Origin of the sequence: Rhodospirillum centenum SW, from assembly GCF_000016185.1 — a bacterium.
GTDB lineage: Bacteria > Pseudomonadota > Alphaproteobacteria > Azospirillales > Azospirillaceae > Rhodocista > Rhodocista centena.
The window spans coordinates 2,987,673-3,009,737 of record NC_011420.2 but is presented as its reverse complement, the minus strand read 5'-3'; the positions used below and the strand labels follow the sequence as shown (position 1 = coordinate 3,009,737).

The window sequence follows — 22,065 nt, the reverse complement described above, 5'->3', positions numbered from 1 at the left end:
CGATGACCGCCCCGCCCCCGGAGATTACCGCTGGCACCGCCCGCGCCTTCTGGATCGCCGCCCCCGGCCGGGGGGAGGTGCGGACGGAACCGCTGCCCGTCCCGGCCCCGGGGCAGGTGCTGCTGCGGGCACTGGCGGGGGCCGTCAGCCGCGGCACGGAAAGTCTGGTCTTCCACGGCCGCGTCCCCCCCGCCCTCGCGGCGGAGATGCGCTGCCCCTTCCAGGCGGGCGACTTCCCCGGCCCCGTCAAGTACGGCTACAGCCTGGTGGCGCGGGTGGAGCGGGGACCGCCGGGGCTGGAGGGACGCCGGGTCTTCGTCCTGCACCCGCACCAGGACCGCGCCGTCGTCCCGGCCGATGCCTGCCGCCCCGTGCCCGACGCCGTGCCGACCGACCGCGCCGTGCTGGCCGCCAATGTCGAGACGGCACTGAACGCGCTGTGGGACGGCGCTGCGCTGCCCGGCCAGCGGATCACGGTGGTGGGCGGGGGCGTCGTCGGCTGCCTTGCGGCATGGCTGGCCGCCCGGCTGCCGGGGGCGGAGGTGGAGCTGGTGGATGTCGAACCCGCCCGCGCCTCCGTGGCGGCGCGGCTGGGCGTGCCCTTCCGCGAGCCCGACGGGGCTGCCGGCGGGCGCGATCTGGTGCTGCACGCCAGCGGCACGCCCGAAGGGCTGGCGACGGCGCTGGAACTGGCCGGAACGGAGGCGACGGTGGTCGAGGCGTCGTGGTACGGCGACCGGCCCGTGCCGGCCCCGCTGGGGGCGGGCTTCCACCCGAAGCGGCTGCGCCTCGTCTCCAGCCAGGTCGGCCGCGTGGCCCCCGTCCAGCGCCCGCGCTGGAGCCCGGCCGACCGGCTGGATCTGGCGCTGCGGCTGCTGGAGGACCCGCGGCCGGACGCGCTGCTGGACGGGGAGACCGGTTTCGCAGAGCTTCCCGTGGCGATGCCCCGGCTCGCCTCCGGGCGGGGGCTGTGCCATCTGATCCGCTACCGGGGGCAGGAGGGGACGGAATGTACAGCCTGACCGTGCGCGACCACATGATGATCGCCCACAGCTTCGTCGGCGCCGTGTTCGGCCCGGCGCAGGAGCTTCACGGCGCCACCTTCCTGGTGGATGCGGAGTTCCGCCGCCCGTCCCTGTCGGCCGACGGTCTGGTGGTGGACATCGGACTCGCCTCGGCCCTGCTGAAGGAGGTGCTGGCGCCCCTGACCTACCGCAATCTGGACGGGCTGCCGGACTTCCGCGGCCGCAACACGACGACCGAGTTCCTGGCCGGGGAGATCTTCCGGCGGCTGCGGGCGCGCATCGCCGACGGCGCCCTGGGCGACGACGGGCGCGCCCTGGTCGGGCTGCGGGTGGAACTGCACGAGTCGCACGTCGCCCGCGCCGCCTTCGAGGGACCGCTGCCATGAGCCTGGGCCGGCCGCTGCATGTCATGGTGCCCGGCCCGATCGGGCAGGCGACGGGGGGCTACGGCTATCTGCGCCGGGCCGTGGCCGGGCTGCGCGCCCGCGGGGAGACGGTCGTGGTGCATGAGCTGCCCGGCAGCTACCCGGTGCCCGACGACACGGCCCGCACCGGCGCCGACCGCGCCCTGGCCCAGGTCCCCGACGCGGCGCTGGTGCTGACCGACGGGCTGGCCCTGCCGATGGCGGCGAACGCGCTCTGGGTGGAGCGGCACCGGCTGCGTCTGGTGGCGCTGGTCCACCATCCGCTGCACCTGGAGACGGGCCTGACGCCGGTGCAGGCGGCGCTGCTGCGCCAGCTTGAACGGGTGGCGCTGTCGAAGATGCGGCGGGTGGTGGTGCCCAGCCGCGCCACCGCGGCCGACGTGGTGGCGCTGGACGTGCCGGCCGGGCGCATCGGCATCGTCCCGCCCGGCACCGACCCCGCCCCGCCGGCGCAAGGATCGGCGGACGGGGTGCCGACCCTGCTGACGGTGGCGACCCTGACCCCGCGCAAGGGCCATGGCGTGCTGCTGGAGGCGCTGGCGTCCCTGGCCACCCTGCCCTGGCGGGCGGTGCTGGCGGGCAGCGACGACCGCGACCCGGCCGAGGCAGCGCGGCTGCGGGCCACGGTGGCGCGGCTGGGGCTGGGGGACCGCGTGACCCTGACGGGGGAGGTGACCGCCGACCGCCTGGAGGCGCTGTGGCACGGCGCCGACCTGTTCGTGCTGCCCAGTTTCCATGAGGGCTACGGCATGGCAGCGGCGGAGGCGCTGGCCCGCGGCCTGCCCGTGGTGGCCAGCCGCGCCGGCGCCCTGCCGGACCTGGTGCCGGAAGCGGCGGGGGGACTGGTGCCGCCGGGCGACGCGGCGGCGCTGGCGGCGGCGCTGCGCCCCCTGCTGGCCGATGCGCAGGCCCGCGCCCGGGCCGCGGCCGCGGCGCGGGCGGCCGGCGCCGCCCTGCCGGACTGGCCCGCCACGGCCGCGGCGCTGGCGGCGGAGCTGGCCTATGCGCTGCCCCAGGACCGCCGCATCGAGCGGATCGCATGAGCGGCTTCAGCGCCGACTGGCTGCGCCTGCGCGAACCGCTGGACGCCGCCGCCCGCGATCCCGGCCTCGCCCACCGCTTCGCCGCCGCCCTGCCGGAGCGGCCGCGCCTGCTGGACATCGGCGCCGGCACCGGCAGCGCCCTGCGCTGGCTGGCGCCGCGGCTGGGCCGGCCGGCGCAGCGCTGGACCCTGGCCGACGGCGACGATGCCCTGCTGGCCGCCGCCCCGCGGGCAGTGGCGGGCTGGGCCGCCCGGCAGAGCTGGCTGCATCTGGAGGCGGAGACGCTGCGGACGGATCTGGCGGCGGGGTTCGAGGCGCTGGACCTGCCCGGCCGCGACGGGGTGGTCGCCAGCGCCGTCCTGGACCTGGTGTCGGAGGCGTGGGCCGGGCGCTTCGCCGCGGCCCTGGCCGCCGCCGGGCGGCCGCCGGTGCTGGCCATGCTCAGCGTGGACGGGCGGGTGGCGTTCGACCCGCCCGACGCGGACGACGCCTTCGTGCTGGAGCGGGTCGCCGTCCACACCGGGCGCGACAAGGGCTTCGGCCCGGCGCTGGGGGCGCGGGCGCCGCATGTCGTGGCGGCGGCGCTGGAGCGGGCGGGCTATGCGGTGACGCTGGCAGCGTCCGACTGGCGCCTGGACCCGGCGGCGGACGGGGACGACGGCACCGCCGCGGCGCTGCGGGCACTGGTGGCGGGCTATGCCGCGGCGGCGACGGAGACGGACCCCGGCGCGGCGGACCGCATCGCCGCCTGGGCGGCATGGCGGGGCAGCACGCCCGCGGTCCTGCAGGTCGGCCACCGCGACCTGCTGGCCGTGGCCGACCGGACCCCTGTCATGCCATCGCCGGCCCGGACGTGTTAGTCTTCCACCCGCCGCCGCGGTGCCACGGCGACGGACGGATGCACCCGGCGAGGACAGACGCAGAAGACGGAAAACGTGCAGAAGACGGGAACGCTCATCCTGCTTGCCGACGACGACGCGGCCCTGCGGCAGACGCTGACCGAACAGCTCCGGCTCGACCCGGAGACGGAGGTCCGGGAGGCGGACAGCGCGGCGGCCGCCCTGGCGGCGGCGCGGGCGGAGCGGTTCGACGCCGTGCTGCTGGACAGCGGCCTGCCCGACCTGGACGGACGCGCGCTCTGCCGCGCCCTGCGGGCGGAAGGGCTGGACTGCCCGGTGATCCTGATGACGGCTCCCGCGGACACGGGCGACGACCCTGCCGACTGCGGCGCCACGGAGAGCATCGCCAAGCCGTTCCGGCTGGGGGTGCTGCTGGCCCGGCTGCGCGCCCTGCTGCGGCGGGCGGCGGAGACGGACGCGGCAGGGCTGCCGATCGGCCCCTACCGCTTCCTGCCCACCGCCAAGATGCTGCTGGAAGACGGGCGGCAGCGCCGCATCCGCCTGACCGAGAAGGAATGCCAGATCCTGGCCTATCTGCACCGGGCGGACGGTCGCACCATCGACCGCGACACCCTGCTGGGCGAGGTCTGGGGCTACAATGAGGGGGTGACCACCCACACGCTGGAGACCCATGTCTACCGGCTGCGGCGGAAGATCGAGCGCGACCCGGCACGGGCGGAGATCCTGGTGACGGAGCCCGGCGGCTACCGGCTGGTGCCCTGAGGCTGGCCTGGGCCGGCGGGACGGCGGGAGCCGGGCGGGAAACCGGAGCCGGGCGGGAAGGAAGCGGGATGACACAGGCGGCAGAGACGGCGGGCGGGGCGCAGGACGGGCTTCTGGTGCGCTTCTGGGGCGTGCGCGGCAGCATCGCCACGCCGGGGCCGGCCAGCGCCCGCTACGGCGGCAACACGAGCTGCATCGAGGTGCGCTGCGGCGGGCGGCTGCTGATCTTCGATGCCGGCACCGGCATCCGACTGCTGGGAGAGGCGTTGCAGGCGGGCGAGCTGGCGGACGGCACGCCGCTGGACGCCGACCTGTTCCTCACCCACACCCATTACGACCATGTCGGCGGGCTGCCCTTCTTCACCCCGGCCTACGATCCGCACAACCGCCTGATCCTGTGGGAGGGGCATCTGGGGCCGGAGCGGACCCTGCAACAGGTGCTGGACCAGCTCATGTCGGCGCCGCTGTTCCCGGTGCCGGTCAACCTGATCGAGACGAGCTGCCGCTACCGCAAGTTCGCCGCCGGCGACACGCTGGAGCCGCGGCCCGGCATCCGCCTCCGCACGGCGCCGCTGAACCACCCCAACAACGCCACCGGCTACCGCGTCGACTATGGCGGCCGGGCGGTCTGCATCGTCACCGACACCGAGCACCAGAGGGGCGTGCGCGACCCGCGGGTGGTGGAGCTGGTGCGCGGCGCCGACCTGATGATCTACGACTCGACCTACACCGACGAGGAGTACGAACGGCACGTCGGCTGGGGCCATTCCACCTGGCAGGAGGCCTGCCGCGTCGCCGCGGAAGCAGGGGTGGCGCGCACCGTGCTGTTCCACCACGACCCGGCGCACAACGACCTGGCGCTGGACGCCATCGGCGCGGCGGCGGAGACGATGCGCCCCGGCACCCTGCTGGCGGCGGAGGGCATGGTGCTGACGCTCTGAGCCGCCCGCATGCGGCCCCCCCGGGCCGTCAGGGTCCATATCGTTAGGGAGACGGCAAGCCGGTCCGTGGTAGAGGGAAGGCGGTCCATCCCTTCCACCGGAGCCGGTCCCGTGGTCCCCGCCCGCCGCCTGATCCTGTCCGCCTGTCTTGCCGCCCCCGCACTCGCCCTGCTGTCCGGCTGTGCCGCCCGCCCGCCCGAGCCGCCCCCGCCGGAGCTGCCGCCCCTGCCCGGGCTGCGCCGGGTGGTGCTGGTGCATCGCCAGAGCGGCGAGCGGGCCGACGTGATCTATTTCCACAACGGCGGCTACGATCCCCGCGCCATGGAGAGCGTGAACCTGCTGCTGCGCGACCGCAACACCGGGGAGAAGGCGCCGATCGACCCGGCGCTGATGGATTTCCTGTTCGACCTGTTCTACCGCACCGGCCTGCCGCCGACGACGGAGGTGCAGGTGCTGTCCGGCTACCGCTCGCCGCAGACCAACGCGAAGCTGGTCAAGGCGAATTCCCAGGCGGCGCGGGAGAGCTTCCACATGCAGGGCAAGGCGCTGGACTTCCGCGTCCCCGCCCTGCCCGGCCCGGCGCTGGCGGAGATCGCCAAGACCATGCAGCGCGGCGGCGCCGCCTTCTATCCCGGCACCGGGCACATCCATATCGACACCGGCCCGGTGCGGACCTGGAAGACCCGCTGAGCCGGACCCGGGGAAAGGCGCAAACGGGGCCGGCGGCAGGCGCCACCGGCCCGTCCGTCCCGCGGGATCAGAAGCGGTAGGCGAAACCGACGCGGATCTGGCTCTCGTCCACCTGCGCCGCCGTGCTGGCGAGCTGGGCCGTGGTCGCCAGATCGTCATAGTCGAAATAGCTGTATTCCAGGCGGACCAGCATGTTGTCGCCCTTGCCCGGGCCGGCCAGGGCGTATTCCACGCCGCCGCCATAGCGCCAGCCGTCCAGCCGGTCGTCGGACCCGATGGCGACGGTGCCCAGCGTGTTCTTCACGTCGAACTGGGTCCACTGCCGGCCGAAGCGGCCATAGACCAGGATGCGGTCCATCACCACCGTGCCGAGGCGGGCGGAGACGCCGTAGCTGTCCTGCGCGTCGAAGCTGGTGCGGATGTTGCCAGCCCGCACGCCGATGGAGGACCCGTTCAGGCCGTATTCGGCCTCCAGCCCGGCATAGACGGGACCCAGGCTCATGCCGTAGCCGGCATAGGCGCCGAAGGTCCAGCCGTCGCCGCTGCCGTCGCCGGTGGTGGTGACGGAGCCGACGGTGGCCCGGGCGTCCACGTCCAGGTCGGCATAGGCGAAGAAGGCACCGATATAGGGACCGTCGAAGGCGCTTTCGGCCATGGCGGCCGGGGCGGCCAGCAGGGCCGCGGCAGCGACGGCGCCGACGGTGAGCAGTCGGGTCATGGTGGTCATCTCTCCTGTTGCGCCCCTCTTCCCGGGCCCTTCCTTGCACGGCTTGCGCGGAGGGCCGGGGCCGGCTCCCTGTAATCCGATCACAGGAAGCCGTCCAGGGCCATTCGCGCCGGAACCGGACAGCCGGGGCGGGGCACGGGACCGCCTCGGCCGCCCGCCGGGCCGCGCACAACAGAAAGGGCCCGGTGCGATGCACCGGGCCCTTTGCCGCCACCGGTTCCTGGGGGGGAGGGGGGGGTGGAACCGGGAGGCGATGGGGTCAGAAGCGGTAGGCGATGCCGGCGCGGACCGCGCTTTCGTGCGGCTCGGCGTTCGTGCGCGCGCCACCCTGGCCGTAGGAGACCTTGTAGCTCTCGTAATCGGTGTAGTTGTACTCAAGCCGCGCCAGCACGTTTTCGGTCAGGGCGTGCTCGACACCGCCGCCGATGCGCCAGCCGTTCAGGTGCTCGTTCTCGTCCATGGTCGGCGTCCCGGCGACGGAGCCGAGACGGCCGGAGACGTCGAGGTCCGTACGCTGCCAGCCGATACGGCCGTAGACCAGCGTATCGGGGGTGGCGAGCAGACCGGCGCGCAGGGCGATGCCCAGGCTGGTGCCGGCGTCGAAGTTGTAGGTGTTGCCGGCGAGAGTCGAGTTCTTCTCCTGGTCGCTGATCCCGATCTCACCCTCGATGCCGAGATAGAGGGTGTCGATGGTCTTGCCGTAGCCGAGGAAGACCGCGCCGGTGACGCCGTCGTTGGTCCGGTCCACCTTCTGTGTGGTGGCGTTGGAGAAGGTGGTCGTGCCGTTGGGCTTCATCCAGGCATAGCCGAGCGCCGCACCGACATAGCCGCCGTCAAACGGGCTCTGGGCGAGGGCCGGCGCCGACGAAAGGGCGACCAGGGCGGTAGCGCCGAACAGAGCAGCAGTAATACGGGACATGACTTCTCTCCTCATAAAGCTGTATTCGGGACGCAAAGAGCCGTGGCGCGTTGTCGCGCATCCCGATGCCGTTTTTTGATCGGCTTTTATCTGATCCTGCCGGCGCCACACTTGTCGTTGGCGTCGTCGGCCAGGAACGACTTCAGCTATAGGCGCCTGTCCCGGGCTTCACTGTGCGGATTATCACAGAAGGGTTGCAGCCGCGGCATGCCGGTCCCGGCGTGGCGCGCAGGGCTCACGCCCTTGAACGGGCATGCCGGCCGCTTATCGCAAGCGCCTGATTCCGAAGCGGTTCCGGCACGCGGGTCCGGCTGCGGCGGCGCGACGCGGGGCGCGGGGCGCGGGCGGCGGGGGGGCCGGCGGGAGAGCGGGACAGGACCGGATGCCGTCACCGGGCGGGCGCGGTGCCGTGGCATCCGCCGCCCCTGTCGATGGCGCCCCTATCGGTAATGCCGCCGGCAGGCCGCGATCTCCAGCGCCTGATCGGGCGGCTGTCCGGCCACGCGATAGACGAGCCGGTGTTCCCCGGTGATACGCCGTGACCACCAGCCCGCCAGGGAACCGCGCAGCGGTTCGGGCTTGCCCAGGCCGACGAAGGGTGCGCGCGTACACTCCCGGATCAGCGTGTTCACCCGTGCCAGGATGGCCCGGTCCTGCTCCTGCCAGTGCAGATAATCCTCCCAGGCCCCGCTGCTGAAACTGATGCGCATGGTCCGGGGGGCCGCCTGTTCAGGGCTCGATCAGGTCGCGCTCGACACCCTTACCCGCCTCGAACTCGGCGATGGCGTCCAGGAGCCGCCGCGCGTTGGCCGGTGTGCCCAGGACGTGGAGGGTTTCCTGGAGGGCCGCCCATTCGCCCTCCGCCAGAACGACGACGCCCTCTTCCCCCTGGCGGGTCACCACAAGAGGCGCACGGCTGTCGCGGACCTGATCGAGATGGCGGGCCAGATTCTGCCGGAACTCCGTGGCGCTGACATGGCGCGCGCCGACGCTGCGGGGGTCAGCGCGGCCGCCATCGTCGTCGTCGTCGTGGAGCCGCTGGGCATCGGGCATGGCCGCCTCCTCTGTACGTTCATGTGTACATCACCCCGCCTGCGCCAACAAGGAGAGGTCACGAAAAAGCCGCCGGGGATCGCCCCCGGCGGCTTCCAGACCGATGACAAACCCCGTCGTTTTCGGCGGGGTTTTCATTTTTGGGGATTGCGGCTGTCGAAACTGGTTGGGTGGATCGGGCAGACAGGGAGGTTTCTGTCTCAGGCTGGCCGGAGGGCTGCCTTCGGGGCGATTGCGAGGGCGATTTTCTTGATGTTCTGGGCGGCGGCGAGCAGGCACTGCCAGGTGACGCCGAGGAGGCCGCGGAAGCGTGCGTAGCGGTGCCCGAAGAGCTGTTTGGCGTCGGCAAAGGAGCGTTCGACCGTCTCTTTTCGTCGCTTGTAGATGGCCTTGCCCCAGGGGGTCTTGCGGTGGGCGTCGGTGCGCTCGCGGATGTCGGCCCAGAGGTGGCGGGTGATGGTGCGGACGGCCTTGGGGTTGCGGGTGCACGACGCGAGCAGCGGGCAGGCGAAGCAGAGGGCCGGATCGCTCCTGTAGTGGCGGTAGCCGTTGCGGTCGGTGGTGGCGTAGGCGAGGGCCTGTCCGCCGGGGCATGACCAGGTGTCGGTCCCGGGCTCGTAGGTGAAGGCGCTCTTGGGCATCATCCCCGGGGCCGGGGGTGTCGGTCGGTTGTAGCCGGTGACGCCGAGGATGGCGCGGTCCTCCAGCCCCTTTGCGATCCCGGCCGTGGCATAGCCGGCGTCCAGCCCGACGGCCTTGACGTCGAGCGCGAAGCGGGCGCGCTGGCGGTCGAGCCGGCCGAGATAGACGATGCTGTCGTGCACGTTGGCGGGGGTGGCGAAGCTGTCGGTGATGATGCCATGGCGCCCATCCACGGTGCGGTGATCAAGGTAGAAGAAGCCGGTGGGCTTGCCATCGCGCACCATGTAGCCGCTCTCCGGATCGGTGCGGCTGATCTTGGTCTCCTTCTCGGGCGGCTGCCGGTCCTTGGGCTTGAGGGGCTTCTTGCCGTGGGTGGCGCGGTCCGCCTCCACCGCCCGGTCCAGATCGTCCCAGTAATCCGCCCGCGACTTGGCGACCACCGCCTTGTCGTAGCGGTTCTTGTTGGCGTTGGCCTTGAGGTGGGTGCTGTCGGTGTAGAGCACGGTGCCGTCCACCAGCCCGTGGCCGATCGCCTGCTCCACCACATGGTCGAAGATGTCCTGCGCCACGGAGGTGTCCCGGTAACGCCGGCGCCGGTTCTGGCTCAGCGTCGAGGCGTCGAACACCGGATCGGTCAGGCGCAGACCCAGAAACCAGCGATACGCCACGTTCACCTGGATCTCGCGCACCAGCTGGCGTTCGGAGCGGATGCCGAACAGGTAGCCGATGAACAGCGCCTTGAACATGACAACCGGATCAAGGGCCGGACGGCCGTTGTCCGGACAGTAAAGCCCGGACACGCGATCATGGATGAAGGAGAAGTCGATCACCGCGTCGATCTTGCGAAGCAGGTGATCGGGCGGAACCAGACCGTCGAGCGTCACCATCTCGATTTCAGTCTGCTGCGCCGTCGGTTTCCTCAGCATGACCAATCGAATCACAAAGGCCCGGCTCACGCCAGGCCTTTGTCAGCAGTCTGAAAGCCGCCGGGGATCGCCCCCGGCGGCTTCTTCACGTCGGTCGGAAAGAGGGGAGAGGGGATCAGCCCTCGGCCTCTTCCTTCTTGGACAGGTCCTCGCCGGTCGTCTGGTCCACGACCTTCATGGACAGCTTCACCTTGCCGCGGTCGTCGAAGCCCAGGACCTTCACCTTCACGGCGTCGCCCTGCTTCACGACGTCGGTGACCTTGGCGACGCGCTCGTTCTTCAGCTCGGAGATGTGGACGAGGCCGTCCCGGCTGCCGAGGAAGTTCACGAAGGCGCCGAAGTCCATGATCTTGACGACCTTGCCCTCGTAGATCTCGCCCACCTCGGGTTCGGCGACGATGCCCTTGATCCACTTGATCGCGGCCTCGGACGCCTTGCCGTCCACGGCGGCGACCTTGACGGTGCCGTCGTCCTCGATGTCGATCTTGGCGCCGGTCTGCTCGACGATCTCGCGGATCACCTTGCCGCCGGAGCCGATCACGTCGCGGATCTTGTCCTTCGGGATGTTGATCACGGTGATGCGCGGCGCGTTCTGGTTGACCGCCTCGCGCGCCGTGTTCAGCGCCTTGTTCATCTCGCTCAGGATGTGGACGCGACCGTCCTTGGCCTGGGCCAGGGCGATCTTCATGATCTCCTCGGTGATCGAGGTGATCTTGATGTCCATCTGGAGCGCGGTGACGCCCTTCTCGGTGCCGGCGACCTTGAAGTCCATGTCGCCCAGATGGTCCTCGTCACCGAGGATGTCGGACAGCACGGCGAACTTCTCGCCTTCCTTGATCAGGCCCATGGCGATGCCCGCCACCGGCCGCGGCAGCGGCACGCCGGCGTCCATCATCGACAGCGAGCTGCCGCAGACCGTGGCCATGGAGGAGGAGCCGTTCGACTCGGTGATCTCCGACACGACGCGGATCGTGTAGGGGAAGGTCTCTTTGGTCGGCAGCAGCGGCCGGACGGCGCGCCAAGCCAGCTTGCCGTGGCCGATCTCGCGCCGGCCCGGGCTGCCCATGCGGCCGGCCTCGCCCACGCTGTAGGGCGGGAAGTTGTAGTGGAGCATGAAGCTCTCACGGTACTCGCCTTCCAGCGCGTCGACGATCTGCTCGTCCTGGTTCGTGCCCAGCGTGGCGACCACCAGGGCCTGCGTCTCGCCGCGGGTGAACAGGGCCGAGCCGTGGGCGCGGGGCAGCACGCCGACCTGCGAGACGATGGGACGGATGTCCACCGTGGTGCGGCCGTCGATGCGCTTGCCGGTCTCGATCACGCTGCCGCGCAGGATGTCGCTCTCCAGCTCCTTGAAGACGCTGGCCACGGCCTCGGGCGCGGTGCCCTCGGCGACCATCGTCTCCAGCGCCTTCAGCTTGGCGGCGCCGATGGCGGCGTAGCGCTCCTGCTTCACGGTCAGCGTGTAGGCCTGACGGACGTCCTGGCCGATCAGGGCGGCCATGCGGGTCTTCACCGCGTCCTTGTCGTAGGCCGGCGCCGGGATCGCCATCGGGTCCTTGGCCGCCATCTCGGCGAGGTCGATGATCAGGTCGATGACCGGCTGGAACTCGCGGTGGCCGAACATCACGGCCCCCAGCATCACGTCCTCGGGCAGTTCCTTCGCCTCGGACTCCACCATCAGCACGCCTTCGGTGGTGCCGGCGACGACGAGGTCGAGATCGCTGGCCTCGACCTGCTCCAGCGTCGGGTTCAGGACGAACTGGCCGTCCTTGTAGCCGACGCGGGCGGCGCCGATCGGTCCCAGGAACGGGATGCCCGAGATGGTCAGCGCGGCGGAGGTGGCGACCATGGCGACGATGTCGGGATCGTTCTCAAGGTCGTGGGACAGGACGGTGACGATGACCTGGGTCTCGTTGCGGTAGCCGTCCGCGAACAGCGGACGGATCGGCCGGTCGATCAGGCGGGAGGTCAGGACCTCCTTCTCCGTCGGGCGCCCTTCGCGCTTGAAGAAGCCGCCGGGGATCTTGCCCGCGGCGAAGGCCTTCTCCTGGTAGTTGACCGTCAGCGGGAAGAAGTCCACGCCCGGCTTCGGGGCCTTGGCGGCCACCGCGGTGGCCAGAACCACCGTGTCGCCGTAGCTGGCCCACACGGCCCCGTCGGCCTGACGGGCGACCTTGCCCGTCTCCAGAACGAGCTTCCGCCCGCCCCACATCATTTCCTTGCGGAAAACCTTGAACATCGTCGTCTTCCTTCCATCCGAAACCCTGCCGCCCCGGATTGGACGGCGGGTCGAGACCCGATCGGTGGTCCCGCCAAATGTGTCCAGCTTCAAATGGACAAACGAGTGTCTTGATAGCTTCAGTCAGAGGAAATCGAAACAGTCAACTGCCCATTGTAGCCCTTGCAAAGGGTCGCCAGGAACGAATGGATGATTGTAAATCTGTAGGCAAAATCGTCGTAGCGCACGCCTGTTCCAGTCCCGCTCCGCTCGGCAACATGCTGCACGTGCGAAAGAAAATTCAGGGCATGAGTCTGGATGGACTGGTCGAGCCTGATCCGCCGGATTTCCAGAAAATTCAGCGCCACCTGGAACGCGTAATAGGAATTCCGATAGGCAGCGATGACCGAATCCTGCCGCGGTGATACCAGCGGAGCCGCTTCCAGAATGCAAAGAGCGGTCAGGCTTGCGATCTTGAGCGGGTTGATCAGGGAATCTGCCATATGGGCGACTCCCTTCAGCGCAGCGACCCGCTGAACATAGAGTTCGAACATCCTGTCCTGACGGCCAGCATCCAGGCGGATCGGCGTCAGGGTCGGGTCGGACTTCAGCATGCGTTGATTCAGGACCGAACAGACGCCCAAGGCTGCCTTTTCCAGGTTTCCCTTGCGCTCAGCCCGCCTCACAGAGTCCGTAAGGATATCCACGCACTTTTTCCTGATCCCAATAACGACAACAGCCCAGGAAAATCCCGGGCTTTGGTCAATCGGCTTTCCTGGATCCGGAAGCCATCTTCTGAAGCTGGTCGAAAAATCCGAGACCGGACTCTGTGTCGTCAGCCAGATTCTGTTCCATCTGCCGCGCGAAAACGGCCTCATCGAACGGGGCAGAGGAATTTCGGATCAGCCCCACGGCAACCTGGTCGAATATCTGCTGCTCCCAACCCGCATCGTCACTGGCGGACATTCGTTGCTCCCGATTCGGAAATCCGTGCGAAGTGAATCACAGTCCGATTCGCTCCGCACGGATTTTCGCGACTCCTATGCGTCAGCGACGCAGGCCCAGGCGCTGGATCAGGGTGTCGTACCGGCCCTGGTTCTTGCGCTTGAGATAGTCCAGCAGACCACGGCGCTGGCCGACCATGACCAGCAGGCCACGGCGCGAATGGAAATCCTTCGCGTGGGTCTTCAGGTGCTCGGTCAGGTTCACGATGCGCTCCGTCAGGATCGCAACCTGCACCTCGGGCGACCCGGTGTCGCCGTCCTTGGTCTTGTATTCCTCGATGAGCGCCTGCTTGCGCTCGGGAGTGATCGACATCGTCGTCTCCAGTCAGAAGGATTGATCCGCCCCGGGCTTCGGCCACGGGCCCCCACGGGGGACGGAATGCGATAAAGCCGCAACGCGCGGCCGTGCCGGGATGTCGTCCAGCACGGTCGCGGCGGTACGGCGATGACCGGCGGACAAGTGCCCTGCCCGCCGGGACGAGTCAAGCGGATTCGCGGAAAGGACGGCTGAGCGGAAGGGCCGGAGGCGGGGCAGGACAGGCCCCGCCCCCACCGTCACGTCACAGGTTCAGCACGCGCACCGGGTGGATGGTGGCGCCTTCCACCCGGACCAGGGCGACCGGCCGGCCGAAGGCGGTGGCCAGCGCCGCCGCCCCGCCCTCCTCCGGGTCCAGGCTCTCCCCGATCCGGCGCAGCCGCTCGGTATCCTGCCGGCGCAGCAGCAGCACCGGCTGGCCCTGGCGCAGGCGCTGCGCCTCGGCATCGGTCAGCGCGATGGCCGGCAGCGTGTCCAGCGCCATCTCCACCGGCTGGATCGCCGCCGCGGCACCACCGTCCTGGACCAGCCGCTCCAGGCTCTCCAGCGTCACCGCCTCCGCCAGCGTGAAGCGGCCGACGCGCAACCGGCGCAGTTCCAGCACATGGCCCACGGTGCCGAGCGCGCGGGCAAGGTCGCGGGCAAGGCTGCGCATGTAGGTGCCCTTGCCGCACTCCACCTCGAACACGGCGGTGTCGGCGTCGGGCCGTTCGGTCAGGTGGAAGCCGTCCACCCGCACCTCGCGCGGGCGCAGCTCCACCGTCTCGCCCTCGCGGGCCAGGTCGTAGGCGCGCTCGCCGTCCACCTTGATGGCGGAATACTGCGGCGGCACCTGGGTGATCAGGCCGGTGAAGCGGGGCAGCGCCGCCTCGATCTCCTCGTCCGTGGGGCGCAGGTCGGACGTGGCGATGACGCTGCCGGCACGGTCGTCGGTATCGGTGGCGGCCCCGAAGCGCAGGACGAAGCGGTAGGTCTTCTCCCCGTCCATGGCGTACTGCACGGTCTTCGTCGCTTCGCCCAGGGCGATGGGCAGGACGCCGGTGGCGATCGGGTCCAGCGTGCCGCCATGGCCCGCCTTTTCCGCCTGCAACAGCCAGCGCACCTTGGACATGGCCTGGGTGCTGGTCATGCCGCCGGGCTTGTCCAGCACCAGCCAGCCATGGACGGGCTGACCCTTCCGCTTACGCGCCACGACGGCCCTCCCGCTCGCCGCCATCCAGATCGGGGGCGTCAGGGGCGTCCAGATCGTCGTCGTCCTCCCCGTCCTCCCCGTCCTCGGCACCGCCGCGGTCCAGCGGCACGCCTTCGGCGTCCAGGTCGCGGGTGATGTCGCGGGCCACGGCCGGATCGTGCAGCAGCCGGTCGATGCGGTCCGCATAGGCGAAGGAGGTATCCTCCTGGAAGCCGATGCGCGGCGCGTGCTGCAACCGCACGGCATGGGCGATCTGCGCCCGGAAGAAGGGGGCGGCGTGGTTCAACGCGGCGATCACCTCGGGATGGCCGCCGCCCAGCGGCATGACGAAGGCCGTCGCGTTCTTCAGGTCCGGGCTGACCCGGACCTCGGTCACGGTGACGTTGACGTCCTGCAATCCGGGATCGCGGAAGTCGCCGCGGCGCAGGATGTCGGCCAGGGCATGGCGGATTTCCTCGCCGACGCGGAGCTGGCGCTGGCTGGGGCCGGTGTTGCCCGGCTTGGTGGAGCCTCTGCCTCGGGACATGGGTATGGTTCCTTCTGGTCGCCTAGACCGGCCGCGGGATGGGACCGCGGGCCGCCAGTGGGGCGCTTTCGTACCCCCATTCAACGCCAAAGGGAAAGCGCCGTCACCACGCATCGGCGATGCCCGGCACGCCGGCCGCCGTGCCTGTTGTCGCATATCTTCAAGACCGCGCGGGGAGCACCGCCTATCCTCGGCGCCCGGACACACCAGAGGAGGCGGCGATGAAGCTGCGTTACACCATCCTGTATGTCGATGACGTGGCGGCGACGCTGGCGTTCTACCGCGAGGCCTTCGGGGTCGAAACCCGGATGCTGCACGAGAGCGGCGATTATGGCGAGCTGGACACCGGCGCCACGACGCTGTCCTTCTCCTCGCGCGCGCTGATGGCCTCGCTGGGCAAGAACCCCGCGCGCCCGCGGCCCGACGCCCCGGCCTTCGAGATCGCCTTCGAGACGGACGACGTGGCCGGCGCCTATGCCCGCGCCCTGGCCGCCGGGGCCACGGCGGTGCAGCCGCCCGAGCGGATGCCCTGGGGCCAGACGACGGCCTATGTCAGCGACCGCGACGGCTTCCTGGTCGAACTCTGCACCGCCGTGGCGGGGTGATCCGCGGCAGGGCCGGGCCGGTTCAGCCGTAGCCCGGCTGGGCGAGCTGGCCGGCCAGATCGGCATCGCCACGCAGGCCGCGCGGGGTCGTGCCCAGCCAGCGGCGGACAGCCCGCGTCAGGTGCGCCTGATCGGCATAGCCGTGTTCGGCCGCGGCGTCGGCCGGCGGGGTGCCGGCAGCCAGGTCCCGCGCGGCCCGCCGCAGCCGCGCCAGCATCAGCCACCAGCCGGGCGTCCGGCCGGTGGCGGGCAGCAGCAGCCGTTGCAGGGTGCGCGGCGTGACGCCCAGCCCGGCCGCCGCCGCGGCGATGCTGCCCGGCCCCGCCGCCAGCGCGGCCAGCGCCTCCTCCACCCGCGCGCACGGGGCCGCATGGTTGGCCACCAGGGCCAGCACCCGGTCGGGCTCCGGCTCCCGCCCGTCCAGCGCGCGCAGCAGGCGGCCCGCATCCAGGCCCAGGCCGGGCCGCATCCGGAACCCGTGGAGGCGGCTGCCCGGCGCCAGCGCCACCGCGCAGGTGCGGTCCTCCAGCGCCGAGACGAACCAGAAGGGCCGGTTGCCGGGATCGTGGCGCAGGATCAGGTCGCGGCAGCCGTCCGGCGACACCCGCGCCACGGCCGGCACGGCGGGCGCCGCGTCCCAGACGGCGATGACGGGACATCCGGTCAGCATGGCGGACATGATCTCGGCACGGGGGAGGCTCCCGCAAAGAAACGGCCGGCGCCTGCTGTCGAGCATAGCGCCGGCCGGGGTCTCCGCCAATCCGGGTGTCCGCCGGTCCGGGTGTCTGCCGGCCCGGGTGCCGCCCCCGGCCCCGCCGGGAAAGGCAGCGGGGCGGGAACCGAAGGGGCCGACGAGGGGCCGACTGGGGGGGGGAAGCCGCCTCAGAGCGCGCGGGCGACTTCCTCCATCTCGAAGGCCTCGATCAGGTCCCCGGCGCGGATGTCGTCGTAGTTCTCGAACGCCATGCCGCACTCGAAGCCCTCGCGGACCTCCTTCACCTCGTCCTTGAAGCGCTTCAGCGTCTTCAGGGTGCCTTCGTGGATCACGACGTTGTCGCGCAGCAGGCGGACCTTGGCGCCGCGCTTGACGGTGCCCTCCACCACGCGGCAGCCGGCGACCTTGCCGACCTTCGTGATGTTGAACACCTCCTGGATCTGGGCGTTGCCGAGGAACTTCTCCCGCAGCGTCGGCGCCAGCATCCCCGTGAGCATCTGCTTCACGTCGTCGATGATGTTGTAGATGATCGAGTAGTAGCGGATCTCCACGCCGTCGCGCTTGGCCATCTCGCGGGCCTGCGGGTTGGCGCGGACGTTGAAGCCGATGATCAGGCCGTCGGAGGCGTTGGCCAGCGTCACGTCGCTTTCCGTGATGGCGCCGACGCCGCTGAACAGCACGCGGACCTTGACCTCGGAGTTGTCGCCGGCGGCCTTCTCCAAGGCACCCGCGATGGCCTCCACCGAGCCCTGCACGTCGCCCTTGATGACGACCGGCAGTTCCTTGGCCTCGCCCGCCTGGATCTTGCTGAACATCTGCTCCAGCGAGCCGCGCGCCTGCTGGGCGGCCTGGGCCTCCCGCTTCTTGCGCTGGCGGTACTCGGTGATCTCGCGGGCCCGGGCCTCGGTGCCGACCACGGCGAGGTCGTCGCCCGCCAGCGGCACGCCGGTCAGGCCCAGCACCTCCACCGGGGTGGCGGGACCGGCCTCGTCCACGGCCTGGCCGCGGTCGTTGACCAGGGCGCGGACACGGCCCCACTCGCTGCCGGCGACGACGATGTCGCCGACCCGCAGGGTGCCGCGCCGGATCAGCACGGTGCCGACGGGGCCGCGGCCCTTGTCCAGCTTGGCCTCGACGATGGTGCCCTCGGCCGGCCGCTCGGGGTTCGCCTTCAGCTCCAGGATCTCGGCCTGGAGCAGGATCGCCTCCTCCAGCCGGTCCAGGCCCTTGCCGGTCTTGGCCGAAACCTCGACGTCCAGCACCTCGCCGCCCATGTCCTCGACCACGAGATCGTGCTGCAACAGCTCGTTGCGGACACGCTCGGCCTTGGCCTGCGGCAGGTCGCACTTGTTGATGGCGACGATGATCGGAACCTTGGCCGCCTTGGCGTGCCGGATGGCCTCGACCGTCTGCGGCATGACACCGTCGTCGGCCGCCACCACCAGCACCACCACGTCGGTCACGGTGGCGCCGCGGGCGCGCATCTCCGTGAAGGCGGCGTGGCCCGGCGTGTCGATGAAGGTGATCTTCGAGCCCGACGGGAGCTGCACCTGATAGGCGCCGATGTGCTGCGTGATGCCACCGGCCTCGCGGCCGGCCACGTCGGTATGGCGCAGCGCGTCCAGCAGCGAGGTCTTGCCGTGGTCGACATGGCCCATGACGGTGACCACGGGCGGCCGCGGCCGCAGGTCCTCGGTCCGGTCCTGGTCGCCGATCACGCCCAGCTCGACGTCCGCCTCCGAGACGCGGTGCGGCCGGTGACCCAGCTCGGTGACGACCAGCTCGGCCGTGTCGGCGTCGATGGTCTGGGTGATGGTCGCCATGACGCCCATCTTCATGAGCGTCTTGATCACGTCCGCCCCGCGCTCGGCCATGCGGTTGGCCAGCTCCTGGACGGTGATGACCTCGGGGATGGTGACGTCGCGGGTCACTTTCTGGGTTTCCTGTCGGCCGAACTGGCGCTGGCGTTCGCGCTCGCGGGCACGGCGGGCGGCGGCCAGACTGCGGCCGCGGCCCCCCTCATCCTCGACGAGCGCCTGGCTGACGGTGAGCTTGCCGGTGCGGCGCTTCTCCCCGCCCTTGGCCTTGACGGCCGGCGCGGGGACCTTGGGCGCGCCCTTGCCGGGGCCGGGGCTGCTGCTGCCGCGGCGGCGGGGTCCCTCCTCCTCGTCCTCGTCCTTGCGGCCGGGCAGGCCGGTCGCGGTGCGGACGGCGGGAGCCTCGGCCCCCGGACGGGCGGTGGTGGTGGTGGTGCCGGGGCGGGCGGAGCTGTCGGTGCGCTTGCGGGTCTCTTCCGCCTTGCGCGCCTCCTCCTCCTTGCGCCGGGTCTCTTCCTCCAGGCGCTTGCGCTCGGCTTCCGCGGCCAGGGCCTTCTCCTGGTCCTGGATGCGGCGCAGCTCCTCCATCTCGCGGCGGCGCAGCGTCTCGTCGTCCAGCGGCTCCGCGGCGGCGGCGGCTTCCGCGGCCACGACGGCGGCAGCCTCGGCCACCGCAGCGGCGGCGGCGGCGGCAGCGGCCTCGGCCGCCACCTGCTCGGCGAGCGCGCGCTCCTCCGCCTCGGTCAGGGCGCGGCGCTGCTCCTCCGCCTTGGCTTCGCGCAGGACGCGCAGGCGCTGCTCGCGCTCGGCCTCGCTGAGACCGCGCGGCGCGCCGGACCGGCCCCCCTGCTGGCGGCCGGTGACACCCTCGGCCGCGCGACGGGCGGCAGCGCCGCCGTCGGCGATGCCGGGGACGGCCGCCTTCTCGAAGGTGCGCTTGCGCTGCTTGACCTCGACCGCGACGGTCTTCTGCCGACCGTGGGAGAAGCTCTGGCGCACGGTGTCTGCCGCGCTGGCGGCAGCGCCGGCGCCGGCACCGGCACCGGCAGCGGCGGCCGGCTTCTTCAGCCCCAGCGTGCCGCCTTTCCCGGACAGGCTCAGAGTTTTCTTGTCGCGGTTCTGGTCGTTCGTGTCAGTCATTCGGTATCCGACCGTCTCGTCGTTGATCCCTCGATGCGGTCCGGTGTACTCGTGTCCGCATCAGGCAAACTCGTGTCACGCAATCCCGCTTCACCCGCGGCACCCGTCCGGCCGTCCGGCGATCCTGCCGGCGCGGCCCTTGCGGGCGCCACACTCACCGGCGGCAGACCGGCCAGGGCCGACAGCCGTCCGAATTCCCGCAGCACCTGCGCGGTCAGCGGCCCACGGGCCAGAACCGCGTGCACCGCCTCGTCGCGCCCCAGCGCCAGCCCCAGCTCGCGCCGGTCCAGCACCGCCACCAGGGGCACGCCGGCCGCAGCGGCCAGCGGTGCCAGCTTGGCCCGGCCGTCCGCGGCCCCGTCGGCCGCCTCCAGCCAGAGACCCGGAACGGCTGACCTGCCGAACCGGCCCGACCGCAGGGCGGCCTGCACCTTCTCGAACCCGGCCACCGCACCACCGCCGCGGCAGGCCAGCCCGATCAGGGCCAGACAGCGGCGGCGCAGCAGGGCCACCGTGCGGATCGCCAGATCCTTCTCCACCCGCACGGCGCGACGCGCCGCCTTGGCGAAGACATTCCTGGCGACCGCCTTTTCGAACATGGCGGGGTCCGCCGTCAACCACAGCCCGCGTCCCGGGAGGGATTCCTCCACATCCGGCACCACAAAGCCGTCCGGTGCTATGACGAACCTCACCATCTGATCCCGGGACGCCACCGCGGAACTGGCGACGCAACGCCGCAGGGGACCCTTCCTGCCGCCCAGCACCTCGGGCTCGTCCGCCCCGGGCCAGTCGGCGATCTCCCCATCGCCCGTCCCGGCTCCGGCCACGTCGGCGCACGCGCCCTGCGGCGCCGGGGCGGGGCCCGCGGCGACCGTCAGGGGGCCATGGCCCCGGCGGGTCGGATCGGTGGTCGGGTGCATCGGGGACGGGTCCTCCTGTTTCCGGTCTCTGGTCCTCTCCGGCTCAGCCCTGCGGCTGGGCCGGGGTCTCGCCGGCAGCCTGACCGGCGGCACCGGCCTCGCCATCGGCGAACCAGTGGGCACGCGCGGCCATGATGACGGCGTTGGCGTCGTCCACGCTCAGGGCGTCCTTGCCGACGATCTCGGACAGCTCGTCGCCGGCGAGGTCGGCCAGATCGTCCAGCGTCTTCACGCCGTTCTCACCGAGCTTGACCAGCATGGCAGGGGTCAGGGCCTCCACGGCCGCGACATCGTCGTCCACGCCCAGGGCGCGACGCTTTTCCTCCAGCCTGGCGTTCTGCTCTTCGAGGAAGGCCTGCGCCCGGTTCTGCAGCTCGGCGGCGACGTCCTCGTCGAAGGCGTCGATCGCGGTCAGCTCGTCCAGGTCGACGAAGGCGATCTCCTCGACCGACGTGAAGCCCTCGGCCACCAGCAGATGGGCGATGACGTCGTCCACGTCCAGGGCTTCCATGAAGAGCTGCGAGCGGGTGCGGAATTCCTCCTGCCGCCGGTCGCTCTCCTCCTTCTCGGTCATGATGTCGATGTCCCAGCCGGTCAGCATCGAGGCCAGACGGACATTCTGGCCGCGCCGGCCGATGGCCAGGCTGAGCTGGTCGTCGGGGACCACGACCTCGATCTTGCCGTTCTCCTCGTCCAGCACGACCTTGGCCACCTCGGCGGGGGCCAGCGCGTTGACGACGAAGGTGGCCGGATCGCGGTTCCAGGGAATGATGTCGATCTTCTCGCCCTGCAGCTCGCCCACCACGGCCTGGACGCGGCTGCCGCGCATGCCGACGCAGGCGCCCACGGGGTCGATCGAGCTGTCCTTGGAGATGACGGCGATCTTGGCACGGCTGCCGGGATCGCGGGCCACGGCCTTGATCTCGATGATGCCGTCGTAGATCTCCGGCACTTCCTGCTTGAACAGGCCGGCCATGAACATCGGATGCGTGCGCGACAGGAAGATCTGCGGCCCGCGCTGTTCGCGCCGGACGTCGTAGATGTAGGCGCGCACCCGGTCGCCGGTCTTGAAGTGCTCGCGCGGCAGGCTCTCGTCGCGGCGCAGCACGCCCTCGGCGCGGCCCAGATCGACGGTGACGTTGCCGTACTCGACGCGCTTGACCAGACCGTTGACGATCTCGCCCATGCGGTCCTTGTACTCGTTGAACTGGCGCTCGCGCTCGGCCTCGCGGACCTTCTGCACGATCACCTGCTTGGCGGTCTGCGCGGCGATGCGGCCGAAGTCGATGGGCGGCAGCGGATCGACGATGAAGTCACCGACCTTGGCGGCGGGGTTCTTCCGCTTCGCCTTGGCGAGATCGATCTGCAAGGCCTCGTTCTCGACGGTCTCCACGACCTCAAGGTAGCGGGTGAGCTGGATCTCGCCGGTCTTGCGGTCGATGCGGGCGCGGATGTCGTGCTCGTGCCCGTACTTGGAGCGACCGGCCTTCTTGATCGCCTCCTCCATCGCTTCGAGCACATGCTCTTTGTCGATGTTCTTCTCGCGGGCAACCGCGTCGGCTACTTGAAGCAGTTCCATCGAAGCGAACCCTGCCTTTC

At 71.0% G+C, this 22,065-nt stretch carries 23 protein-coding genes; 8 read left to right on the top strand and 15 right to left on the bottom strand.

Annotation, left to right across the window (positions count from 1 at the left end; all coding sequences use genetic code 11):
* Positions 1 to 2 precede the first annotated feature (2 nt).
* From RC1_RS14025 to RC1_RS13995, 7 genes are all read left to right on the top strand, one after another.
* On the top strand, positions 3 to 1,022 hold the full coding sequence (locus RC1_RS14025) for a zinc-dependent alcohol dehydrogenase (RefSeq protein WP_012568079.1): 1,020 nt from the start codon (positions 3 to 5) through the stop codon (positions 1,020 to 1,022).
* Positions 1,010 to 1,411, top strand: coding sequence for a 6-pyruvoyl trahydropterin synthase family protein (locus tag RC1_RS14020; RefSeq protein WP_012568078.1), 402 nt, complete (start codon positions 1,010 to 1,012; stop codon positions 1,409 to 1,411). The genes RC1_RS14025 and RC1_RS14020 overlap by 13 nt, the downstream gene beginning before the upstream one ends.
* Positions 1,408 to 2,493: a glycosyltransferase family 4 protein gene (locus RC1_RS14015; RefSeq protein WP_012568077.1), complete on the top strand. Its 1,086-nt coding sequence runs from the start codon at positions 1,408 to 1,410 to the stop codon at positions 2,491 to 2,493. Before RC1_RS14020 ends, RC1_RS14015 begins: the two co-directional genes overlap by 4 nt.
* Positions 2,490 to 3,353 carry an HAD family hydrolase gene (locus tag RC1_RS14010; RefSeq protein WP_012568076.1) on the top strand — a complete coding sequence of 288 codons (864 nt, stop codon included), beginning with the start codon at positions 2,490 to 2,492 and terminating at the stop codon, positions 3,351 to 3,353. The genes RC1_RS14015 and RC1_RS14010 overlap by 4 nt, the downstream gene beginning before the upstream one ends.
* Before the next feature lie 75 nt (positions 3,354 to 3,428).
* Positions 3,429 to 4,115: a response regulator transcription factor gene (locus RC1_RS14005; protein WP_012568075.1), complete on the top strand. Its 687-nt coding sequence runs from the start codon at positions 3,429 to 3,431 to the stop codon at positions 4,113 to 4,115.
* A 68-nt stretch (positions 4,116 to 4,183) separates the two neighbouring features.
* Positions 4,184 to 5,056 (top strand): MBL fold metallo-hydrolase, encoded by an 873-nt coding sequence (locus tag RC1_RS14000; protein ID WP_012568074.1) that lies wholly within the window; start codon positions 4,184 to 4,186, stop codon positions 5,054 to 5,056.
* A gap of 111 nt (positions 5,057 to 5,167) precedes the next feature.
* Positions 5,168 to 5,746: a YcbK family protein gene (locus RC1_RS13995; RefSeq protein ID WP_012568073.1), complete on the top strand. Its 579-nt coding sequence runs from the start codon at positions 5,168 to 5,170 to the stop codon at positions 5,744 to 5,746.
* 67 nt (positions 5,747 to 5,813) lie between these two features.
* On the opposite strand, the gene RC1_RS13990 is transcribed toward RC1_RS13995, so the two are convergent.
* From RC1_RS13990 to rbfA, 11 genes are all read right to left on the bottom strand, one after another.
* Positions 5,814 to 6,464 carry an outer membrane protein gene (locus tag RC1_RS13990; RefSeq protein ID WP_184446351.1) on the bottom strand — a complete coding sequence of 217 codons (651 nt, stop codon included), beginning with the start codon at positions 6,462 to 6,464 and terminating at the stop codon, positions 5,814 to 5,816.
* A 268-nt stretch (positions 6,465 to 6,732) separates the two neighbouring features.
* Complete coding sequence (locus RC1_RS13985; RefSeq protein WP_041785392.1) at positions 6,733 to 7,392, bottom strand: outer membrane protein; 660 nt, start codon at positions 7,390 to 7,392, stop codon at positions 6,733 to 6,735.
* Between the two features lie 440 nt (positions 7,393 to 7,832).
* On the bottom strand, positions 7,833 to 8,102 hold the full coding sequence (locus RC1_RS13980; protein ID WP_012568070.1) for a Txe/YoeB family addiction module toxin: 270 nt from the start codon (positions 8,100 to 8,102) through the stop codon (positions 7,833 to 7,835).
* A gap of 19 nt (positions 8,103 to 8,121) precedes the next feature.
* On the bottom strand, positions 8,122 to 8,445 hold the full coding sequence (locus RC1_RS13975; RefSeq protein WP_012568069.1) for a type II toxin-antitoxin system Phd/YefM family antitoxin: 324 nt from the start codon (positions 8,443 to 8,445) through the stop codon (positions 8,122 to 8,124).
* A 200-nt stretch (positions 8,446 to 8,645) separates the two neighbouring features.
* Complete coding sequence (locus tag RC1_RS13970; protein ID WP_041785389.1) at positions 8,646 to 10,013, bottom strand: IS1182-like element ISRce2 family transposase; 1,368 nt, start codon at positions 10,011 to 10,013, stop codon at positions 8,646 to 8,648.
* Positions 10,014 to 10,128: 115 nt separating this feature from the next.
* Positions 10,129 to 12,252 (bottom strand): polyribonucleotide nucleotidyltransferase, encoded by a 2,124-nt coding sequence (gene pnp, locus RC1_RS13965; protein ID WP_012568067.1) that lies wholly within the window; start codon positions 12,250 to 12,252, stop codon positions 10,129 to 10,131.
* Positions 12,253 to 12,371: 119 nt separating this feature from the next.
* Complete coding sequence (locus tag RC1_RS13960) at positions 12,372 to 12,845, bottom strand: hypothetical protein (protein ID WP_012568066.1); 474 nt, start codon at positions 12,843 to 12,845, stop codon at positions 12,372 to 12,374.
* A gap of 148 nt (positions 12,846 to 12,993) precedes the next feature.
* Entirely contained in the window at positions 12,994 to 13,197 is a 204-nt protein-coding gene (locus RC1_RS13955) for a hypothetical protein (RefSeq protein ID WP_041785386.1), read from the bottom strand.
* Between the two features lie 81 nt (positions 13,198 to 13,278).
* On the bottom strand, positions 13,279 to 13,548 hold the full coding sequence (rpsO, locus tag RC1_RS13950) for a 30S ribosomal protein S15 (protein ID WP_012568065.1): 270 nt from the start codon (positions 13,546 to 13,548) through the stop codon (positions 13,279 to 13,281).
* A gap of 247 nt (positions 13,549 to 13,795) precedes the next feature.
* Positions 13,796 to 14,743: a tRNA pseudouridine(55) synthase TruB gene (gene truB, locus RC1_RS13945; RefSeq protein WP_012568064.1), complete on the bottom strand. Its 948-nt coding sequence runs from the start codon at positions 14,741 to 14,743 to the stop codon at positions 13,796 to 13,798.
* On the bottom strand, positions 14,733 to 15,269 hold the full coding sequence (gene rbfA / locus RC1_RS13940; RefSeq protein ID WP_012568063.1) for a 30S ribosome-binding factor RbfA: 537 nt from the start codon (positions 15,267 to 15,269) through the stop codon (positions 14,733 to 14,735). The genes truB and rbfA overlap by 11 nt, the downstream gene beginning before the upstream one ends.
* 221 nt (positions 15,270 to 15,490) lie before the next feature.
* On the opposite strand from rbfA, the gene RC1_RS13935 reads away from it, so the two are divergent.
* The gene (locus RC1_RS13935) at positions 15,491 to 15,874 is read left to right on the top strand and encodes a VOC family protein (protein ID WP_012568062.1); all 384 of its coding nucleotides are present in this window, start codon (positions 15,491 to 15,493) and stop codon (positions 15,872 to 15,874) included.
* 22 nt (positions 15,875 to 15,896) lie between these two features.
* Here the strand turns inward: RC1_RS13935 and RC1_RS13930 are convergent, their stop codons facing one another.
* From RC1_RS13930 to nusA, 4 genes are all read right to left on the bottom strand, one after another.
* Positions 15,897 to 16,544, bottom strand: coding sequence for a helix-turn-helix transcriptional regulator (locus RC1_RS13930; RefSeq protein ID WP_012568061.1), 648 nt, complete (start codon positions 16,542 to 16,544; stop codon positions 15,897 to 15,899).
* A gap of 212 nt (positions 16,545 to 16,756) precedes the next feature.
* A complete protein-coding gene (gene infB / locus RC1_RS13925) occupies positions 16,757 to 19,546 on the bottom strand; it encodes a translation initiation factor IF-2 (RefSeq protein WP_012568060.1) in 2,790 nt (929 codons plus the stop codon).
* Positions 19,543 to 20,466, bottom strand: coding sequence for an RNA-binding protein (locus RC1_RS13920; RefSeq protein ID WP_012568059.1), 924 nt, complete (start codon positions 20,464 to 20,466; stop codon positions 19,543 to 19,545). The genes infB and RC1_RS13920 overlap by 4 nt, the downstream gene beginning before the upstream one ends.
* A gap of 43 nt (positions 20,467 to 20,509) precedes the next feature.
* On the bottom strand, positions 20,510 to 22,045 hold the full coding sequence (nusA, locus tag RC1_RS13915; protein WP_012568058.1) for a transcription termination factor NusA: 1,536 nt from the start codon (positions 22,043 to 22,045) through the stop codon (positions 20,510 to 20,512).
* Between the last annotated feature and the right edge of the window lie 20 nt (positions 22,046 to 22,065).

Coding starts and splice junctions, on each gene's coding strand:
- RC1_RS14025 (WP_012568079.1), top strand. CDS start 3: ATGACCGCCCCGCCCCCGGAGATTACCGCTGGCACCGCCCGCGCCTTC.
- RC1_RS14020 (WP_012568078.1), top strand. CDS start 1,010: ATGTACAGCCTGACCGTGCGCGACCACATGATGATCGCCCACAGCTTC.
- RC1_RS14015 (WP_012568077.1), top strand. CDS start 1,408: ATGAGCCTGGGCCGGCCGCTGCATGTCATGGTGCCCGGCCCGATCGGG.
- RC1_RS14010 (WP_012568076.1), top strand. CDS start 2,490: ATGAGCGGCTTCAGCGCCGACTGGCTGCGCCTGCGCGAACCGCTGGAC.
- RC1_RS14000 (WP_012568074.1), top strand. CDS start 4,184: ATGACACAGGCGGCAGAGACGGCGGGCGGGGCGCAGGACGGGCTTCTG.
- RC1_RS13990 (WP_184446351.1), bottom strand. CDS start 6,464: ATGACCCGACTGCTCACCGTCGGCGCCGTCGCTGCCGCGGCCCTGCTG.
- RC1_RS13985 (WP_041785392.1), bottom strand. CDS start 7,392: ATGTCCCGTATTACTGCTGCTCTGTTCGGCGCTACCGCCCTGGTCGCC.
- RC1_RS13980 (WP_012568070.1), bottom strand. CDS start 8,102: ATGCGCATCAGTTTCAGCAGCGGGGCCTGGGAGGATTATCTGCACTGG.
- RC1_RS13975 (WP_012568069.1), bottom strand. CDS start 8,445: ATGCCCGATGCCCAGCGGCTCCACGACGACGACGACGATGGCGGCCGC.
- RC1_RS13970 (WP_041785389.1), bottom strand. CDS start 10,013: ATGCTGAGGAAACCGACGGCGCAGCAGACTGAAATCGAGATGGTGACG.
- pnp (WP_012568067.1), bottom strand. CDS start 12,252: ATGTTCAAGGTTTTCCGCAAGGAAATGATGTGGGGCGGGCGGAAGCTC.
- RC1_RS13960 (WP_012568066.1), bottom strand. CDS start 12,845: ATGCTGAAGTCCGACCCGACCCTGACGCCGATCCGCCTGGATGCTGGC.
- RC1_RS13955 (WP_041785386.1), bottom strand. CDS start 13,197: ATGTCCGCCAGTGACGATGCGGGTTGGGAGCAGCAGATATTCGACCAG.
- rpsO (WP_012568065.1), bottom strand. CDS start 13,548: ATGTCGATCACTCCCGAGCGCAAGCAGGCGCTCATCGAGGAATACAAG.
- rbfA (WP_012568063.1), bottom strand. CDS start 15,269: ATGTCCCGAGGCAGAGGCTCCACCAAGCCGGGCAACACCGGCCCCAGC.
- RC1_RS13935 (WP_012568062.1), top strand. CDS start 15,491: ATGAAGCTGCGTTACACCATCCTGTATGTCGATGACGTGGCGGCGACG.
- RC1_RS13930 (WP_012568061.1), bottom strand. CDS start 16,544: ATGCTGACCGGATGTCCCGTCATCGCCGTCTGGGACGCGGCGCCCGCC.
- infB (WP_012568060.1), bottom strand. CDS start 19,546: ATGACTGACACGAACGACCAGAACCGCGACAAGAAAACTCTGAGCCTG.
- RC1_RS13920 (WP_012568059.1), bottom strand. CDS start 20,466: ATGCACCCGACCACCGATCCGACCCGCCGGGGCCATGGCCCCCTGACG.
- nusA (WP_012568058.1), bottom strand. CDS start 22,045: ATGGAACTGCTTCAAGTAGCCGACGCGGTTGCCCGCGAGAAGAACATC.